Raw genomic sequence first — 14,645 nt, forward strand, 5'->3', positions numbered from 1 at the left:
CGCTCCAGGAGTCAAGTGAAGGAAATTTCCTACTTCACAACGCCATGAACTGATCCATGTCAGATCATGGCCACGGCGACGGATTTATTCTGTCGTCAACGTTCTCCTGGTATGGAGTTGTTAAATGTCTGATTCTTCCGGAAAATTAAAACTTGGCGCACTCGTTGCCCTCGTCGTCGGTTCGATGATTGGTGGCGGTATATTCTCGTTGCCGCAAAACATGGCCGCGAGCGCAGGCGTCGGCGCCGTACTGATCGGCTGGGCAATCACCGCAGTGGGCATGCTGACCCTGGCCTTCGTGTTCCAGACCCTGGCCAATCGCAAGCCTGACCTCGACGGCGGGGTATACGCCTACGCCAAGGCCGGCTTCGGTGACTACATGGGCTTCTCCTCGGCCTGGGGCTACTGGATCAGTGCCTGGCTGGGCAACGTCGGTTACTTCGTGCTGCTGTTCAGCACCCTAGGCTACTTCTTCCCCATCTTCGGCGAAGGCAACACCCCGGCCGCCATCATCGGCGCATCGGTGCTGCTGTGGGCAGTGCACTTCCTGGTCCTGCGCGGCATCAAGGAAGCGGCGTTCATCAACCTGGTCACCACCGTTGCCAAGGTGGTACCACTGGTGCTGTTCGCGCTGATCTGCCTGTTCGCCTTCCGGCTCGACATCTTCACCGCTGACATCTGGGCCACCGGTACGCCGGAACTGGGCAGCGTGATGAACCAGGTGCGCAACATGATGCTGGTCACCGTCTGGGTGTTCATCGGCATCGAGGGGGCGAGCATTTTCTCCTCGCGAGCGGAAAAACGCGCCGACGTCGGCAAGGCCACGGTCATCGGCTTCATCACCGTGTTGCTGTTCCTGGTGCTGGTCAACGTGTTGTCGCTGGGTGTGATGACTCAACCGGAACTGGCCAAACTGCAAAACCCGTCGATGGCGGCCGTGCTGGAGCACGTGGTTGGCCATTGGGGCGCGGTGCTGATCAGCGTCGGCCTGATCATCTCGCTGCTCGGCGCACTGCTGTCGTGGGTGCTCCTGTGCGCCGAGATCATGTTCGCCGCAGCCAAAGACCACACCATGCCGGAGTTCCTGCGCCGCGAAAATGCCAACCAGGTGCCGGCCAACGCCCTGTGGCTGACCAATGCCATGGTGCAGATCTTCCTGGTGATCACACTGTTCTCCGCCAGCACCTACCTGTCACTGATCTACCTCGCCACCTCGATGATTCTGGTGCCCTACCTGTGGTCGGCAGCCTATGGCTTCTTGCTGGCCATGCGCGGTGAAACCTACGAGCAGGCCGCCAGCGAACGCAATAAAGACCTGCTCATCGGCGCCATCGCACTGATCTACGCCATCTGGCTGTTGTATGCAGGCGGCATGAAGTACCTGCTGCTCTCGGCCTTGCTGTATGCCCCTGGGGTCATCCTGTTCGCCAAGGCCAAGCGTGAAGTTGGCCAACCGATCTTCACCAACGTGGAAAAACTGATCTTCGCGGCTGTGGTCATCGGCGCCCTGGTGGCGGCCTATGGCCTGTATGACGGCTTCCTGACCCTGTGACCCACGTCATCGCTCAATTGGAGGAAAGAACCATGTCCGCTGAAAAACAGAAGTACGGTGTGCACTCCGAAGCCGGCAAACTGCGCAAGGTAATGGTGTGCGCCCCAGGGCTTGCGCACAAGCGCCTGACCCCGAGCAACTGCGACGAACTGCTGTTCGATGATGTGATCTGGGTCGACCAGGCCAAACGCGACCATTTCGACTTCGTCACCAAGATGCGCGAGCGCGGCGTGGATGTGCTGGAGATGCACAACCTGCTGACCGATATCGTGCAGAACAAAGACGCGCTGAAGTGGATCCTTGACCGCAAGATCACCCCTGACACCGTAGGTGTGGGGCTGACCAACGAAGTGCGCAGCTGGCTCGAAGGCCTGGAGCCGCGCCACCTCGCCGAGTTTCTGATCGGCGGTGTGGCCGGCCAGGACCTGCCGCAGAGCGAGGGCGCCGACGTGGTCAAGATGTACAACGACTACCTGGGCCACTCCAGCTTCATTCTGCCACCGTTGCCGAACACCCAATTCACCCGCGACACCACCTGCTGGATCTACGGCGGGGTTACGCTGAACCCGATGTACTGGCCGGCACGACGCCAGGAAACGCTGCTGACGACCGCCATCTACAAATTCCACCCGCAGTTCACCGGTGCCGACTTCCAGGTCTGGTACGGCGACCCGGACAAAGAACACGGCAACGCCACCCTTGAAGGCGGTGACGTGATGCCGATCGGCAAAGGCATCGTGCTGATCGGCATGGGCGAGCGTACTTCACGCCAGGCCATCGGGCAGCTGGCGCAGAACCTGTTCGCCAAGGGCGCAGTGGAGAAGGTTATCGTTGCCGGCCTGCCGAAATCCCGCGCGGCGATGCACCTGGACACCGTCTTCAGCTTCTGCGACCGCGACCTGGTCACAATCTTCCCCGAGGTGGTGAAAGAAATCGTGCCGTTCATCATCCGGCCGGACGAAAGCAAGCCCTACGGCATGGACGTGCGCCGCGAGAACAAGTCGTTCATCGAAGTGGTGGGCGAGCAACTGGGGGTCAAGCTGCGCGTGGTCGAGACCGGCGGCAACAGCTTCGCCGCCGAGCGCGAACAGTGGGATGACGGCAACAACGTGGTGGCGATGGAGCCTGGCGTGGTCATCGGCTACGACCGCAACACCTACACCAACACCCTGCTGCGCAAGGCTGGCATCGAGGTCATCACCATCAGTGCCGGCGAGCTTGGCCGGGGCCGTGGCGGCGGCCACTGCATGACCTGCCCGATCGTGCGTGACCCCATCGATTACTAACGACCATTTTCCCGGCTGCCCCCACAAGGCGGTGGCCGGGCCGATTACCGAACTCAAGGAGAATCACCATGGCGTTCAACATTCACAACCGCAACCTGCTCAGCCTGGAACACCACACCACCCGCGAGCTGAAGTACCTGCTGGACCTGTCCCGCGACCTCAAGCGTGCCAAGTACACCGGGACCGAGCAGCAGCACCTGAAGGGCAACAACATCGCCCTGATCTTCGAGAAAACCTCGACCCGCACCCGCTGCGCCTTCGAAGTGGCCGCTTATGACCAGGGTGCCAACGTCACCTACATCGATCCCAACTCTTCGCAGATCGGCCACAAAGAAAGCATGAAGGACACCGCCCGGGTACTGGGGCGCATGTACGATGCCATCGAGTATCGCGGCTTCAAGCAGGAAATCGTCGAAGAGCTGGCCAAGTTCGCTGGGGTGCCGGTGTTCAATGGCCTGACCGACGAGTACCACCCGACCCAGATGATCGCCGACGTGCTGACCATGCGTGAGCACAGCGACAAGCCGCTGCACGACATCAGCTATGCCTACCTGGGCGACGCCCGCAACAACATGGGCAACTCGCTGCTGCTGATCGGCGCCAAGCTCGGTATGGACGTGCGTATCGCTGCGCCCAAAGCGCTGTGGCCGCATGACGACCTGGTCGAGCGCTGCAAGAAATACGCGGAGGAAAGCGGTGCACGCATCACCCTGACCGAGGACCCGAAAGCCGCGGTCAAAGGTGTGGACTTCGTGCACACCGACGTCTGGGTGTCGATGGGTGAGCCGATCGAAGCCTGGGGCGAGCGCATCAAGCAGCTCAAACCCTATCAGGTGAACACGGAACTGATGAAATCCACCGGCAATCCGCGGACCAAATTCATGCACTGCCTGCCGGCGTTCCACAATTCCGAGACCAAGGTCGGCAAGCAGATCGCCGAACAGTACCCGGACCTGGCCAATGGCATCGAAGTGACCGACGACGTGTTCGAGTCGCCCGCCTGCATCGCTTTCGAACAGGCGGAAAACCGCATGCACACGATCAAGGCGATCCTGGTGTCGACCCTGGCTGATCTTTAAACGCTGAATAGCTGCAAGCCTCAAGCTCCAAGTTACAAGAACAGCGGCACATGACTGCAGCCCGCCTCATCTTGAGCTTGTAGCTTGGCGCTTGAAGCTGCCCACACAAGGACATTCCCATGCGTATCGTTGTAGCATTGGGCGGCAACGCCCTGCTGCGTCGCGGCGAGCCCATGACCGCTGACAACCAGCGCGCCAATATCCGCACCGCCACCGAGCAGATCGCCAAGATTCACCCTGGCAACGAGCTGGTCATCGCCCACGGTAACGGCCCCCAGGTTGGCTTGCTGTCATTGCAGGCCCTGTCGTACAAACCTGATGAAGCCTACCCGCTGGACGTGCTTGGCGCCGAAACCGAAGGCATGATCGGCTACATGATCGAACAGGAGCTGGGTAACCTGCTGGCGTTCGAAGTGCCGTTCGCCACCCTGCTCACCCAAGTCGAAGTCGATGCCAACGATCCGGCCTTCAAGGACCCTACCAAGTTCATCGGCCCGGTCTACAGCAAGGAAGAAGCCGAACGCCTGGCCAAGGAAAAAGGCTGGGTGGTCAAGGCCGACGGCGACAAGTACCGCCGCGTGGTGGCCAGCCCCAAACCCAAGCGCATCTTCGAGATCCGCCCGATCAAGTGGCTGCTGGAAAAAAACAGCATCGTGATCTGCGCCGGCGGTGGCGGCATCCCCACCATGTACGATGAAAACCGCAAGCTCAAAGGCATCGAAGCGGTTATCGACAAGGACCTGTGCTCGGCGCTGCTGGCCGAGCAATTGGAAGCCGACCTGCTGATAATCGCCACTGACGTCGATGCGGCTTACATCGACTGGGGCAAGCCCACGCAAAAAGCCATTGCCCAGGCCCACCCCGACGAACTCGAACGCCTGGGCTTCGCCGCCGGCTCCATGGGGCCGAAGGTACAGGCCGCCAGCGATTTCGCCCGCGCCACCGGCAAGGTCGCAGTGATCAGCTCGCTGGAGAATATCGAGGATATCGTCAAAGGCACCGCCGGCACCCGTGTTTCAACCGCCAAGCCAGGCATCAGCTACCGTTGACTGCAGTAGGCGGGCGCCGGCCGCCCGCCATTTTCGACCCTTCGGAGGATTCCGCCATGGCCCAGTTCGAACCTGGTCACGTGCATATCGAGCGCGTTGCGCTGAATAACAATGACCACAGCTACGACCTCAAGATCGAGTACGAAGCGACCCAGGATCCCAAGGAAGGCCGAGGTGTGCAGTTTCGCCTGCATGGAAGCATCGAGGGCAAACCGGTGGATGAAACGTTCTTCCTGGCCAAAGACCAGGTCTTGCCGAGCTTTTTGATGGTGCTCAGCCGCAAGGCGCAGAATCACCTCACACCACCCAAGAAATTTGAAACGCTCAGTTCACCGCACAAGATCTACGACCAGATGTTCGAGGACATCCGCGCCAAATTGGATGTGAAGTCCGGCGATCCGATCAAGCCTGAACATTTAGAGTGAAGCCAATCGCCGGCAAGCCGGCCCCCACAGGCACCCCGCCGAGCCTCAGGCAAGCGGGGTATCTGTGAGAGCCGGCGTGCCGGCGATTGGGTTCAACCCTGCTCCCAAGGCATACTACCGCCTTCCCCGGCCATGACCCCCGCCTCCCCATGCGCATCCACGTCAGCTTCATCGACCGCGTCGGCATCACCCAGGAAGTCCTCGCCCTGCTCGGTGCCCGCAACCTCAACCTGGACGCCGTGGAGATGGTCCCACCGAACGTCTATATCGACGCCCCAACCCTGAGCCCAGCCGTGCTCGAAGAACTGCACGACGCGCTGTTCGAGGTACATGGCGTGCAGTCGGTAGACGTGGTCGACATCCTCCCCGGCCAGCGCCGCCACCTGCAGCTCGATGCCCTGCTGGCCGCCATGAGTGACCCGGTGTTGGCCGTCGACAGCGCAGGCTTGGTGCTGCTGGCCAACCCCGCGTTGATCGCCTTGTGCGGGCGTGAGTCAGCGGGGCGGTCTGTTGGCGAGCTGTTCGGTGACCCCGGCCTGCTGCAGGCCCTGCTGGACAACAACTTCCATCTGCCGATGCGCGAGATGCAGCTCAACGGCCAGAGCCTGCTGCTGGACGCTACGCCCATCACCAACGCCGGCGGCCTGTTGACCCTGTACCCGCCCAACCGTATGGGCGAACGCCTGTCGGCCCTGCACCACGACCATGCAGAGGGCTTTGATGGGTTGCTCGGCGAGTCCCCGGCGATCCGCACCCTCAAGGCCCGCGCCCTGCGGGTAGCGGCCCTGGATGCGCCCCTGCTGGTCAATGGCGAGACCGGCACCGGCAAGGAGCTGGTGGCCCGTGCCTGCCATGCCATCAGCAGCCGCCAAGCGGCGCCTTTCCTGGCCCTCAACTGCGCTGCGCTGCCCGAAAGCCTGGCCGAGAGCGAGCTGTTCGGCTATGCCCCCGGCGCCTTCACCGGCGCCCAACGGGGTGGCAAGCCCGGGCTGATGGAGCTGGCCAACCAGGGCACGGTGTTTCTCGACGAGATTGGCGAGATGTCGCCGTACCTGCAGGCCAAACTGCTGCGGTTTCTCAGCGATGGCAGCTTCCGCCGCGTGGGCGGCGACCGCGAGGTAAAGGTCGATGTGCGCATCATCAGCGCCACCCACCGCGACCTGGAACGCATGGTTGCCGAGGGCACGTTCCGCGAAGACCTGTTCTACCGCCTCAACGTGCTCAACCTGCAGGTGCCGCCACTGCGTGACCGCGGCCAGGACATCCTCATGCTCGCGCACTACTTCATGCAGCAGGCCTGCACACAGATCCAGCGCCCCGCCTGCCGCCTGACCCCTGCCACCCACTCGGCTCTGCTGGCCAACCCTTGGCCGGGCAACGTGCGCCAGCTGCAGAACGTGATTTTTCGGGCGGCGGCCATCTGTGAAAGCAACCTGGTGGACATCGGCGACTTGGACATCGCCGGCACCTCGGTGGCGCGTGGGCAGGATGGCGAAGTAGCGAGCCTGGAACAGGCCGTGGGTGATTTCGAACGCCAGCTACTGCAGCGGCTATATGCCAGTCACCCTTCGACGCGGCAGCTGGCGGGACGCCTGCAGACATCGCATACCGCGATTGCCCAGCGCCTGCGCAAGTACGGCATTCCAAACAAACTCTGAAGGGTTCGCCACCCGCCCCTGTATTTTCGGCGTAAATTCCGAGTGTTTATCAGGTTTTTCCTACCCGCATAACGCAGGCACTGCACCTACACTCGCTCCCCTCAGGCGCACCAAGGACTGTTCGCCGCTAAACAGAGCAGAGAGTACCTTGCATGCTTGCACTCGATTTCTACGGCACACTGGCGGCCGCTTCGCTGGTGCTCCTACTGGGGCGCGTCCTGGTAAAACGCGTCGGTTTTCTGCGCACTTACAATATTCCCGAACCGGTAGCCGGCGGTTTGCTGGTTGCCCTGCTGCTTCTGGGCCTGCGCGCCATGGACATCCAAGTGCAGTTCGATACGTCCTTGCAAACGCCCTTGATGCTGGCATTTTTTTCCACCATCGGTTTGAGTGCCGACATCGCCAGCCTGAAAAAAGGCGGGCGAATTGTCGGTGTCTTTCTGATGGCGGTCACCGGGCTGCTGGTGGTGCAGAATGCCCTGGGCATTGGCCTGGCCAAGGCGCTGGGGCTCGACCCGCTGATGGGTTTGCTGTCCGGTTCGATTTCCCTGTCGGGCGGCCACGGCACGGGCGCTGCCTGGGGCGCCACCTTCAGCGAGAAATACGGCCTGGTTTCCGCCACCGAGCTGGCACTGGCCGCTGCCACGTTTGGCCTGGTGCTGGGTGGGCTGATTGGCGGGCCTGTCGCCCGCCTGCTCATCAGCCGTGTGCAGACACCGGAGTTGGAACAGGAAATACCCCGTGCACCCAAGGGTTTCGAGCAACCGAACCAAGAACGCTTGATCACGCCATTTTCAATGATCGAAACCCTTGCGCTGATCGCCGTCAGCTTGATGGCGGGCACCCTGTTGAACAAGCAGCTGCATGAGACCGCATTCGAATTACCGACATTCGTATGTGTCTTGTTCGTCGGTGTCATGCTGCGCAATGGGCTTTCAGCATTCGGCCGCTATCAGGTCTTCGAGCGCGAAGTATCGGTACTGGGCAATGTCAGCTTGTCGCTGTTCCTGGCGATCGCGCTGATGTCGCTGAAACTCTGGGATCTGGCGGCACTGGCTTTGCCATTCTTCGCGCTGCTGGCAGCGCAGACCTTGCTCATGGCGCTTTTTGCCATATCCGTGACATTCCGGATCATGGGCAGCAACTACGATGCAGCCGTACTGGCGGCAGGACATTGCGGTTTCGGGCTGGGCGCAACGCCAACGGCCATTGCCAACATGCAAGCGGTCACGCAACGCTTCGGGCCTTCGCAAATTGCCTTCCTGGTGGTGCCGATGGTCGGGGCGTTCTTTATCGACATCATCAATGTGGTGGTGATCAAGCTGTACCTGGCGCTGCCGTTTTTTGGCGCAAGCTGATAACGCTAGGTCACGATGCTTACGTCGAAAGTAGAAATACTATGAGTCGGAATCTCCCGGCCTGAGGCGACCGGGAATTCCTTGCTGCAATTATGAATGTTTGAAGCCCGGCAAACCTTGCTCAGCTCGCCACCTCTTCACTTCATCGACCACACTTTGAGGGGAATCTTTAATGCCTACTTTTGAAGGGTAAAAAATCAGATCAGAACCCAATGGGTGCTCAGACAGCCGCTCAAATTTCATCATACCGTCTGTGTGTTTTCGATCCGTGGGGTAAAGAACCGGATCTCCATGGTAGATCCCATAAACAAGCCGGAAAAATGCTTCTTCCGTGTAATCAGATATTGTCTCTTTCATAGCTCTTTTTTCTCCACATGTGCTTCAATGTGAAACTTTGGCGACAGGATAGTCATGTTCTCCACATCATAAACCGCGCCCCCATCAACAATTCGCTTTATGTGATGGATCTCAAATTTCCACCGTTGCCCTACCCGCTCATTTTTCCGTACAGGAGGTGCCAAACCACGACGCATAATCAAGAGTTCACCTAAATCAAACTGCCCCTCAAACAACGGGCTGCGCCCAATCAGCTGCCATAGCCGCCTGCGAAATGCACCGAAACTGCTGAATTTCTTCCCTCGCAGTTTACTGGCTATCTGAGCAGGAATCGGAGCCCCCTCTCGATTCCCTTCATACAGAAATTGACCCTGTATCAGCCGCCCTTTACCTGTCACCACCCCTGGCATGTTCCGGGGGCTTTTGAACATCACATAGAGCGGCGGCAACCCGGAGTCGGCCGGGAAGATGATGACATAGTCATCGAACCCAATATCTGGCAGGTCAGGATAGATGTCGAGCCGGCCTTCAAGCGGCTCCAGCATCGGCCCAACCAGCGCCGTTATGGGAGGCGGTAGGGCCGGCAGGGCTGTGGAACTGTCAGTCGGCTCGACTGCAGGCGTCCAAACCAGCGTTCTGGGTGGCACGTCATCAGTGGTGACGATGTACTGACCGTTTTGCGCGTCGTACTGCGCCGCCAGGACCGCTACGGCGCAAGAGATGACGGCGCCATCAGTACGGGCGGCGAACAGTTCGGTTGGCCCGATCTGCTCGCGCTTGTCGCCCATCCGTATCGGCAGGTCGACCGCACCTCGCTCGATGGCCGCAGCCTGAGCAGCAGCATCGAGTTCGACCGTGAGGTCAGTCAGCGGCGCGCTCAGAACGTAGTTGTGTTGCAACTCCCCATTGCCCAGCTTGGGGGAATACAGCAACGCAAAAGTCCCCACCAGGAACGGCCCCACCACCGCTTCGATCGATGCAGCGCCCAGCGATGCAACTGCAGCGCGTATCGCTGTGCCCAGCGTCAAACCGGCGTCAAGCACTGGCGCGGCGCCTCGGGCCATGACGACCGCCGGATTTACCGCAAGCCCAGTGAGCAGGACTTCGTAAGTGTTGGCCTCACGAATGGCCTTCTCTGCCAACGTCCGCTCGACCGCTGCCTTGGCAGCGACCTCACGCGCTCTGGCTTGTGCTTCAGCAATGGCGCGTACCCGCGCCAAAGCCTCTTCATGGTCTCTCTTCAGCGCCTCTTCATGGGCTCGGGCCATCGCTTCGGTATGGGCCTGTCGCTGAGCTTCGGCTTGCACTTCAGCGTTCGCAACAGCCTGTTCTAACGTCGCGATCTGAGCGTGAAGTATTTGAATTTCTGCTTCACGTAGCTGAACGGTATAGGCCGCCTTGTACGCGTTTTTCAATGCTTGTTTCAGCGCTGGGGGCCCTAAGCGCGACTGTTGGATAAGTCGATGCGTCGCCATTGCGTAGTCGACGGGGCTTTTGCCGAAAGGACTGGAACCGAAATAACTGTTGGCTGCGACGCGTTGCGCATTTAAGTCATTGACCTTCCTTTCAATAAGCACGTGACGTGCGGCAATGTCACCTCTCAGCGCATCAATAGGGGATGAAGGGTGCCCTCCCAACGTCTGGCGAATCGTCCGTGCATCGGAATCGATGTGCTGAGCGGCCACGGACAAATTTACCAGGTATTCATTTCTGGCATCACCATCGGCGCCCTTCATTGCATAAGGCGCTTTGTGATAGAACTCAATTTTCTGCCGCCCATCCTTACTGCGTACATCCAGCCCTCTGAACCAATCTTCTTGGTGACCCTTAACGAACGGCGGCAATGGCCCTGAGTGCCCAGGCGGTATTACAGAACCGCCCACCGGAGGCTTTCCCCCTATAAACGTATAATCCAACTCAATTTGCCTGCGCTTTCTCGACATGCATCCTTCCTTGAAAACTCATTTTTACAATATTCAACTGCGTGCTTTGGCGTGCGTATCGACCCAAGCACTTGCGCAATCACGCAAATTAGCACCAACACTTACAGCCAGCTGTTAAGCTGCATTAAATGAGCGAATCCATTACAGCAGGTAAAAATTCCGAGCCAATAATAACTGACGTCAAACGGCTTTTGGACTTGAACGCGGCGAGGTACAAAAAAATAGAAATAGCCTACACATTTTTATACTTACAAAGTTATGAGGGCATCGACCCTGTGTCTCTTTATACGTATTGAGCTGAGTACTGCCGCGCTGATTCAAACATCAACACGAGACCCGCTCGTAACGAAAAAAATACACTGTATCTAAATCATTACAGACACATTTCAAGGAGTAAACGTAAGGGTTTGATCTGCTGTTTTTTTTCTGTGCCACGCGAAGCGGAACGATTTCGCTCCAGCTCCATGTTGAAGACAGGTGCAAACCTCAATTAAGTATTTGATATATATATGAATTTTAAAATTGGCCGCATTTTTGCTTAGGTAAATCCAACCCAAGAGCGCGAACCGACCGCGCCCAACGCCCTGCTTCCCGAGGATTCCCCATGAGCGAGTTGCGTTTCACTGAAGATCACGAATGGCTGCGCGTCGAAGCCGACGGTAGCGTCACCGTAGGCATCACCGCCTACGCCCAGAACGCTCTCGGCGATGTGGTCTACGTGCAACTGCCGGAGCTGCAGCACTACGACAAAGGCGCCGAAGCCTCCACCGTCGAGTCGGTCAAAGCCGCCAGCGGCGTATACATGCCCCTGAGCGGTGAAGTGGTCGCCGTCAACGACGGCCTGAACGACAACCCTGAACGGGTCAACGAAGACCCGCTGGGCGAAGGCTGGTTCTTCCGCTTCAAGCCTGCCGACATGAGCGAAGTCGGAGCCCTGCTCGACCAGGACGCCTACGACCGCCTGATCAAAGCCAACGACGACGCCTGAGGAGCCCGACCATGACCATCAACCTCGGCACCGCCAACGAATTCATCGCCCGCCACATCGGCCCGCGCGCCGCAGATGAGCAGGCCATGCTGGCCACCTTGGGTTTCGACTCGCTGGAGGCAATGACCGCCGCAGTCATCCCCGACACCATCAAGGGCACCAGTGTACTGGGCGCCGAAGACGGCCAGAGCGAGGCCGATGCCCTCGCCGCGCTGAAAGCTATCGCCGGTAAAAACCAGCTGTTCAAGAACTACATCGGCCAGGGCTACTACAACACCCACACCCCAGCGCCGATCCTGCGCAACCTGCTGGAAAACCCGGCCTGGTACACCGCTTACACGCCTTACCAGCCAGAAATCTCCCAAGGCCGCCTGGAAGCCTTGCTCAATTTCCAGACCCTGGTCAGCGACCTGACCGGCCTGCCGATCGCCAACGCCTCATTGCTCGACGAAGCGACCGCCGCCGCCGAAGCCATGACCTTCTGCAAGCGGCTGTCGAAGAACAAGGCCAGCCATGCCTTCTTCGCGTCCGTGCACTGCCACCCGCAGACCCTCGACGTGCTGCGCACCCGTGCCGAGCCGCTGGGTATCGAGATCGTGGTGGGCGACGAGCGTGAGCTGGGCGATGTCAGCGCCTTCTTCGGCGCTTTGCTGCAGTACCCGGCCAGCACCGGCGAAGTGTTCGATTACCGTGAAGTCGTCGAGCGCTTCCACGCCGCCAACGCCCTGGTCGCCGTGGCCGCCGACCTGCTGGCGCTGACGCTGCTGACCCCACCAGGCGAGTTCGAAGCGGACGTGGCCATCGGCAGCGCCCAGCGCTTTGGCGTACCCCTGGGCTTTGGCGGGCCGCACGCGGCTTACTTCGCCACTCGCGACGCCTTCAAGCGTGACATGCCGGGCCGCCTGGTCGGTGTGTCGATCGACCGCTTCGGCAAGACCGCCCTGCGTTTGGCCATGCAAACCCGCGAGCAGCATATCCGCCGCGAAAAGGCCACCAGCAACATCTGCACCGCCCAGGTGCTGCTGGCCAACATTGCCAGCATGTTCGCCGTGTACCACGGCCCTGCGGGCCTCAAGCGCATCGCCGAACGCACCCACGCGCTGACCGCGATCCTCGCTGCCGGCCTGAAAACCCTCGGCGTGCAAGTGGTCGGCGAGACCGCCTTCGACACCCTGACCCTGGCTACCGGCGGCGCTACCGCCAGCCTGCACGACAAGGCACGCGCCCAGCGCATCAACCTGCGCCAGATCGACGCCGCGCACCTGGGCCTGTCGCTCGACGAGACCAGCACCCAGGCTGACGTCGAGGCGCTGTGGCAGCTGTTCGGTGGCCAGCAGGCCCAACCGGACTTCGCCGCCCTGGCCGCCAGTACCGGCTCGCGTCTGCCTGCCGCCCTGCTGCGCCAGTCGGCCATCCTCGAACACCCGGTGTTCAACCGCTACCACAGCGAAACCGAGCTGATGCGCTACCTGCGCCGCCTGGCCGACAAGGACCTGGCGCTGGACCGCAGCATGATCCCGCTGGGCTCGTGCACCATGAAGCTCAACGCCGCCAGTGAAATGATCCCGGTGACCTGGGCCGAGTTCGGTAACCTGCACCCGTTCGCCCCGGCCGAGCAAAGCCAGGGTTACCTGCAGATGACCACCGAGCTGGAAGCCATGCTCTGCGCCGCCACCGGCTATGACGCCGTGTCGCTGCAACCCAATGCCGGCTCCCAGGGTGAATACGCGGGCCTGCTGGCCATCCGTGCCTACCACCGCAGCCGCGGCGAAAGCCATCGCGACATCTGCCTGATCCCGTCCTCGGCTCATGGCACCAACCCGGCAACCGCACACATGGCCGGTATGCGCGTCGTGGTCACCGCGTGTGACGCGCGTGGCAACGTCGATGTCGAGGATCTGCGCGCCAAGGCGATCGAGCACCGCGAGCGCCTTGCCGCGATCATGATCACCTACCCGTCGACCCACGGCGTGTTCGAAGAAGCGATCGGCGAGATCTGCGCGATCATTCACGACAACGGCGGCCAGGTGTACATCGACGGCGCCAACATGAACGCCATGGTGGGCCTGTGCGCACCGGGCAAGTTCGGCGGCGACGTTTCGCACCTGAACCTGCACAAGACCTTCTGCATTCCGCACGGCGGTGGTGGCCCAGGCGTCGGCCCGATCGGCGTCAAGTCGCACCTGGCGCCGTTCATGCCCGGCCACGCGCAACTGGACAACCGTGACGGCGCGGTATGCGCCGCACCGTTCGGCAGCGCCAGCATTCTGCCGATCACCTGGATGTACATCCGCATGATGGGCGGTGCCGGCCTCAAGCGTGCCTCGCAGATGGCGATCCTCAATGCCAACTACATCGCCCGCCGCCTGGAAGAGCACTATCCTGTTCTGTACACCGGTGGCAATGGCCTGGTCGCCCACGAGTGCATCCTCGACCTGCGCCCGCTCAAGGACACCAGCGGCATCAGCGTCGACGACGTGGCCAAGCGCCTGATCGACTTCGGCTTCCACGCCCCGACCATGTCCTTCCCGGTGGCCGGCACGCTGATGATCGAGCCGACCGAAAGCGAGGCCAAGGAAGAACTGGACCGCTTCTGCGATGCGATGATCCAGATCCGCGAAGAGATTCGCGCGGTGGAGAACGGTAGCCTGGACAAGGATGACAACCCGCTGAAGAACGCGCCGCACACCGCTGCCGAGCTGGCTGGCGAGTGGGCCCACGGTTACAGCCGCGAACAGGCGGTGTACCCGCTGCCAAGCCTGGTGGAAGGCAAGTACTGGCCGCCTGTGGGCCGGGTCGACAATGTGTTCGGCGACCGCAACCTGGTGTGCGCCTGCCCGTCGATCGAGAGCTACCAGGACGCCTGACCGCGTGGGGCCGCTGCGCGGCCCATCGCCGGCAAGCCGGCTCTCACAGGTTACGCGGCAGGTTGCAGCACCTGTGGCAGCTGGCTTGCCGGCGATGGGCTGCG

11 protein-coding genes are annotated in these 14,645 nt (G+C 60.8%); 9 read left to right on the forward strand and 2 right to left on the reverse strand.

What is annotated here, in order from left to right; genetic code table 11:
* Positions 1-124 precede the first annotated feature (124 nt).
* From arcD to gltS, 7 genes are all read left to right on the forward strand, one after another.
* Positions 125-1,552: an arginine-ornithine antiporter gene (gene arcD / locus ABRP30_RS22695; RefSeq protein WP_349974790.1), complete on the forward strand. Its 1,428-nt coding sequence runs from the start codon at positions 125-127 to the stop codon at positions 1,550-1,552.
* Positions 1,553-1,584: 32 nt separating this feature from the next.
* Entirely contained in the window at positions 1,585-2,838 is a 1,254-nt protein-coding gene (gene arcA / locus ABRP30_RS22700; RefSeq protein WP_241804271.1) for an arginine deiminase, read from the forward strand.
* A gap of 68 nt (positions 2,839-2,906) precedes the next feature.
* Positions 2,907-3,917 (forward strand): ornithine carbamoyltransferase, encoded by a 1,011-nt coding sequence (locus ABRP30_RS22705; protein ID WP_241804270.1) that lies wholly within the window; start codon positions 2,907-2,909, stop codon positions 3,915-3,917.
* A gap of 119 nt (positions 3,918-4,036) precedes the next feature.
* Positions 4,037-4,966, forward strand: coding sequence for a carbamate kinase (gene arcC, locus ABRP30_RS22710; protein ID WP_115273960.1), 930 nt, complete (start codon positions 4,037-4,039; stop codon positions 4,964-4,966).
* Positions 4,967-5,022: 56 nt separating this feature from the next.
* Positions 5,023-5,391: a DUF5064 family protein gene (locus tag ABRP30_RS22715; RefSeq protein ID WP_349974791.1), complete on the forward strand. Its 369-nt coding sequence runs from the start codon at positions 5,023-5,025 to the stop codon at positions 5,389-5,391.
* A gap of 149 nt (positions 5,392-5,540) precedes the next feature.
* Positions 5,541-7,049, forward strand: a complete 1,509-nt coding sequence (locus ABRP30_RS22720; RefSeq protein ID WP_349974792.1) for a sigma-54-dependent transcriptional regulator — start codon at positions 5,541-5,543, stop codon at positions 7,047-7,049.
* Positions 7,050-7,201: 152 nt separating this feature from the next.
* Complete coding sequence (gltS, locus tag ABRP30_RS22725) at positions 7,202-8,407, forward strand: sodium/glutamate symporter (protein WP_349974793.1); 1,206 nt, start codon at positions 7,202-7,204, stop codon at positions 8,405-8,407.
* 90 nt (positions 8,408-8,497) lie between these two features.
* Here gltS and ABRP30_RS22730 read toward each other — a convergent pair whose 3' ends face one another.
* The gene (locus ABRP30_RS22730; RefSeq protein ID WP_267818450.1) at positions 8,498-8,764 is read right to left on the reverse strand and encodes a bacteriocin immunity protein; all 267 of its coding nucleotides are present in this window, start codon (positions 8,762-8,764) and stop codon (positions 8,498-8,500) included.
* The gene (locus ABRP30_RS22735) at positions 8,761-10,686 is read right to left on the reverse strand and encodes an S-type pyocin domain-containing protein (protein ID WP_349974794.1); all 1,926 of its coding nucleotides are present in this window, start codon (positions 10,684-10,686) and stop codon (positions 8,761-8,763) included. The genes ABRP30_RS22730 and ABRP30_RS22735 overlap by 4 nt, the downstream gene beginning before the upstream one ends.
* A gap of 604 nt (positions 10,687-11,290) precedes the next feature.
* Between ABRP30_RS22735 and gcvH the strand changes: the two genes are divergently transcribed.
* Both gcvH and gcvP read left to right on the forward strand, forming a co-directional pair.
* Positions 11,291-11,674: a glycine cleavage system protein GcvH gene (gene gcvH, locus ABRP30_RS22740; protein WP_267818454.1), complete on the forward strand. Its 384-nt coding sequence runs from the start codon at positions 11,291-11,293 to the stop codon at positions 11,672-11,674.
* Between the two features lie 11 nt (positions 11,675-11,685).
* Positions 11,686-14,541 carry an aminomethyl-transferring glycine dehydrogenase gene (gene gcvP, locus ABRP30_RS22745; protein WP_267818457.1) on the forward strand — a complete coding sequence of 952 codons (2,856 nt, stop codon included), beginning with the start codon at positions 11,686-11,688 and terminating at the stop codon, positions 14,539-14,541.
* Positions 14,542-14,645: the final 104 nt, after the last annotated feature.

Source organism: Pseudomonas sp. WHRI 8519 (genome assembly GCF_040224055.2).
Classification (GTDB): Bacteria; Pseudomonadota; Gammaproteobacteria; order Pseudomonadales; family Pseudomonadaceae; genus Aquipseudomonas; species Aquipseudomonas putida_X.